Source organism: uncultured Nostoc sp., assembly GCF_964245575.1.
Lineage (GTDB): Bacteria > Cyanobacteriota > Cyanobacteriia > Cyanobacteriales > Nostocaceae > Nostoc.
Window position 1 is genome coordinate 1 of sequence record NZ_CAXTNP010000081.1, and the last position, 4,558, is coordinate 4,558.

The 4,558-nt window shown below is 42.0% G+C and carries 4 protein-coding genes; 1 reads left to right on the top strand and 3 read right to left on the bottom strand.

Features of this window, described 5'->3' with window-relative positions:
* The first annotated feature begins 311 nt into the window (after nt 1–311).
* Nucleotides 312–866 carry a hypothetical protein gene (locus ACFFAP_RS15015; protein WP_375511951.1) on the top strand — a complete coding sequence of 185 codons (555 nt, stop codon included), beginning with the start codon at nt 312–314 and terminating at the stop codon, nt 864–866.
* Nucleotides 867–874: 8 nt separating this feature from the next.
* Here ACFFAP_RS15015 and ACFFAP_RS15020 read toward each other — a convergent pair whose 3' ends face one another.
* From ACFFAP_RS15020 to gor, 3 genes are all read right to left on the bottom strand, one after another.
* Nucleotides 875–2,020 (bottom strand): histidinol-phosphate transaminase, encoded by a 1,146-nt coding sequence (locus ACFFAP_RS15020; RefSeq protein ID WP_375511967.1) that lies wholly within the window; start codon nt 2,018–2,020, stop codon nt 875–877.
* Nucleotides 2,021–2,132: 112 nt separating this feature from the next.
* On the bottom strand, nt 2,133–2,774 hold the full coding sequence (locus ACFFAP_RS15025) for a YqiA/YcfP family alpha/beta fold hydrolase (protein WP_375511952.1): 642 nt from the start codon (nt 2,772–2,774) through the stop codon (nt 2,133–2,135).
* 81 nt (nt 2,775–2,855) lie between these two features.
* Entirely contained in the window at nt 2,856–4,232 is a 1,377-nt protein-coding gene (gene gor, locus ACFFAP_RS15030; RefSeq protein WP_375511953.1) for a glutathione-disulfide reductase, read from the bottom strand.
* Nucleotides 4,233–4,558: the final 326 nt, after the last annotated feature.

Consider the following 4,558-nt stretch of genomic DNA (forward strand, 5'->3'; position numbering starts at 1 on the left):
ATTAATTACAATGAAAATAGCTGTATAATTTACTTGAGAAAACTAGCCATAGCTCATAATAACTTTTTAATTAAGATATTCATCTTTATAAAAACTTTAAGAAAACCCTATCATAATTGGAAGACAAATCTAGTTATATCTCATAAAATATGATTACTCAATTACTAAACAATGCCTATTTATTACTATCTTAGTAAAATTCGCCAAAAGACTCTTGATAATATAAAGAATTCAAAAACCAGATTTGACATAACAGCTAATTCTGTTTTGAAGTGCATACTACTACCAAATTCGTTAAAAGTTTAAAAAACATGGATAGCGAACAGCATCAGCGCTATCAGACTTCTATGGTATCAACTTATTACCCTGAAGCTAGTTTCCTTGATTCTCTTGTCATGCCAGACGGAACTGAGCAATCGCAAGGCTCGGATATCCTTACACGTTTGCACAGTGGGGAAGTTTTCATCGTCAATAGTCGTAGACGAAATGGATTAATCCTCTTTAAACGCTACCATGCAGAGTTTGCTGGGCCTGGGGCTGCCGTGGGTGGGGATTATGATTGTGATTGCCAAAGGGCACTGCCCATAGGTAATCTGTCTTTATTAACTCCCGAATTTAATGAAGAACGCCAGAAGGCTTACTTGATTAGGCGACAGTGGATTCGATTGATCAAACAAATTACAGAAAACCCAGTGCCTGGAGAGCGAGTTCAGAAAATTCTCGATCAATTTGAACAATACTTTCCACCAGAAATAGTGGCTCTCCTGCCGGATGTTGCTTTTGCTCTTTTAGTAGGTGTGCTGCCACAAACAGTGGGAATAGTACGCCGTTTGGGCAGTGAAGTGGACAGCCGATTTAATTACTGAGTGAATTGCTAAAATTCCAAATTTGCCAAAACAGCTTGTACTCGATTAACTGTGCGGGCGTTTTCCTCAATTGTCCCTACAGTAATTCGCAATCCTGGGCTAATGTGTCGTACAATGGTGCCAAGTGTTCTAAGCTTCTGGTGGAAAGTTTTTAATGCAGCATCTGGTGACTTAAAGCTATTTGGTTTAAGACGTAGGTAAATAAAGTTAGCAGCGCTTTTGGTAATTTGTAGTTCTGGTTGCTGGGATAATATTTCGATGAGTTTGGCTCGTTCACTCAGGGTTTGGGGAATTGACTCTAGCAAGAGTGTGCGGTTTTGTAAAGCAACTAATGCTGCTGCTATGGAAAAGCTAGGGAGATTGTAAGGTAAGCGAACTTTTTCTAAAATGGCGATCGCTTCGGGATGAGCGACACAATAACCAACACGGTGAGATGCCAATCTGAAGGCTTTAGAAAAAGTACGTAATATCACCCAATTGGGGCGCTGTGCTAATTCACCTACTAGGGTAGTTTGACTAAATTCAAAGTAAGCTTCATCAATTACTACCAAAATATGCTGACTCAAACTTCTTAACCATGCCAACTCTGCCGCAGTTAAACTATTGGCAGTCGGTGAATTAGGATGCACTACGAAAACTACGCGAATCGGGAGATCTTGAGTATTTTCGATCGCAGCCTGTGCAGCTTTTAAGTCAATTTCAAAATTTGTTTCATTTCTACCCACTGCCACTACAGGAATACCCAAAGTTTGTGCCAAAATTCCGTACATAGAGAAAGTGGGATTGGCAACTAGAATTGAACCTTCTCCTCCTAGACAGGTGGCAATTAATAAAGAACGGATTAGTTCATCTGAACCATTTCCAACAGAAATATTGGCAGCAGTATTGGATAGTGAGATGGCGGCTGATTCATTGACGTATTGGGCGATTGCATGTTTAAGTGTCTCATGTCTGCCATCGGGATAACGATTTGTTTCAATTACTTGCTGATACGTCCAGGCTAGCTTCTGTTTTAACTCAGGTGGTAAATCATAAGGGCTTTCATTTGTATCTAGCCGATCAAATTGCACAGGGACAGATCCGGCTGTATCGCTGCTGGGGTGAGGTTTGTACGCGGTAAATTTGGCTAAATCTGACCGGATAAAGGGAAGCATAATTTTAGTCATTGGTCATTGGTCATTAGTCATTAGTCATTAGTCATTAGTAACTAACAAAGGACAAATTACTAAGGACATTATTTATGTGAGAGTCTAATATTTTACAGCTTCAAGGTAATTGGCAAAAGAGGCGAATTGCCTGCCAAATTTCTTCCATAACATTACCCAAGGCGTGATCGCTGTCGAGTTCGACTAACTCCACCCAAGGACGTGATCGCCCAAAGTTACGACTAGCTTCGATGGGAATGACTTCATCCTTTTTTCCATGCAAAATCAGGGTGGGGATAGGACGTTGCAAAAACTCCTCTTGATATTGAGCAGCATCTATAACGAAATCGTAACTTAAGGGAAGCTTTCGCTCCTCCCCATAGTGGTAGACCATGATATATTTTTCTTGCTGCCACCGTTGTACTTCTTCATCGCCTAACTTGGGTAACCAATGAGATAAAAACTCAAAAGCTGGTGCTAGCAGCACAAGACGTTGTACTTGTAAATATTGCTGTCCTAAGTGGGCAGTAGTCAAGCCGCCTAAACTTGAGCCAATGAGCGTTACTGGCGTAGAATTATTACTGAATTCTGCGGCAACTTGAGTAATCTGACGAGTGATTGTCAACTGCGAAAAATCGCCAGCATTTAGATCGGGGATTTTTACCTTTGTGTGAATTTGGGCAAAGCGATCGCCTATATCCCGCGCTTTGGTAGAATTAGGGCTGGAAGCGAAACCGTGCAAGTAAATATACTGGGTGGGCATTAAAATTTTCCCGTTAGGTCGTCTTTAGTCATTTGTCAATTGTGATTTCAAAGGACAAATGACAAATGACAAATGACCTAGTTATCGCATTGTGACAAATTCTTCCGCTACTGAGGGATGGATACCAACGGTGGCGTCAAAGTCTTTTTTAGTTGCGCCCATCTTCAGTGCGATCGCCACACCTTGAATTATCTCACCAGCATTTTCACCCACCATGTGAGCGCCTAGCACTTTGTCAGTGTTGCTATCAACTACCAACTTCATCATTGTTTTCTCTTGCTTACCAGTCAAACTATGGTACATGGGGCGAAAGCGAGTGTGAAAAATTTTTACGGCATCACCGAGTTTTTGCCGTGCTTCGGCTTCTGTCCAGCCGACTGTAGCGGCTTCTGGGGTAGAAAATATGGCTGTGGGAACAGTTTCGTGACTGAATTCGCGGCGGTTATTGCCGAATTCACTATCTGCAAAGGCTCGTCCCTCGCCAATGGCGACAGGAGTTAAATTGATTCGGTCTGTGACATCGCCAACGGCAAAGATATTCGGTTGATTAGTTTGACTATATTCATTGACTGCGATCGCATTTGTGGTACTGTATCCTGGCCCTTCGATAGAACTAGCGACAACATCAATCCCAGCGTTTTCTAAACCTAGTCCATCTATATTGGGAGTTCGACCAGTCGCCACTAAAAACACGTCGGCAATTACTGGTTCTTGGTCTTCCCCTGACAAAGTAAGTTTAAAACCTTCCGGCACGCGTTCAACTGTTTTTACCACATTATTCTTAATCAGCCGAATTCCGTGGTTTGTCATCCCCTCTTCAATTTCTGTACGGATGTCTTCATCAAATCCCTTCAAAATCTTTTCACCTCTGGTAATTTGTGTCACATCAGAACCCAAACCACGCATGATACAGGCAAATTCTGTGCCAATATAACCAGCGCCAAGAATGACGATATGTTTTGGTTGTTCTTTTAGATGAAAAATTTCGTTGGAGGTAATGCCATATTCCATCCCTGGTAAATCTGGCTTGACGGGACGCCCACCAACAGCAATTAAAATTTTATCTGCTGTAACTTTGCGTCCATCCACTTCTACTGTATGGGGGTCTAGCAATGTGGCGCGACCAGAAATTAGTTCCACTCCCGCTTTTTCTAAAAAGCTGATATGTAGTTGCGACAGTCGCCGAACTTCCTTATCTATAGATGTAATGAAATATTCCCAGTCTAACTCGGCATTACCTACTTTCCAGCCATAGCCTGAAGCTTCACTGAACAGTCCCAGAAAGTGAGAGCCATAGACCATAAGTTTTTTGGGAATGCAACCACGAATCACACAAGTGCCACCAACTAAATCATATTCAGCGATCGCCACTTTTGCCCCATAGCTAGCCGCCCGTTTTGAAGCCGCCAAACCTCCAGAACCCGCACCAATTACAAACAGGTCGTAATCAAAAGTCATAAATTTATGTTCTCTTTAGCAACAAGTTAATTCCTGGGAACTTACACAGAAAACGTCATTGAACTATATAAGGATATCCGGTAAACCCTGTGTAAGTCCTGTCCTTGATTTAATTTAGCGTTAGCAGATGTTCCCCGATCGTAGGGAATATCACTTTTTGCTTAGGTTGCTGTAGAGGCAGTAGTTAGCAGTTGTTATAGTTCTGCCCCTGGCATCGGGTATAAATTGACGTTTATGTGGTTGGTATTTGCGGTGTTGGTTGTACAGGAGTTATTGGCGTTGTAGGTTCTACAGGAGTTATTGGCGTTGTAGGTTCTACAGGAGTT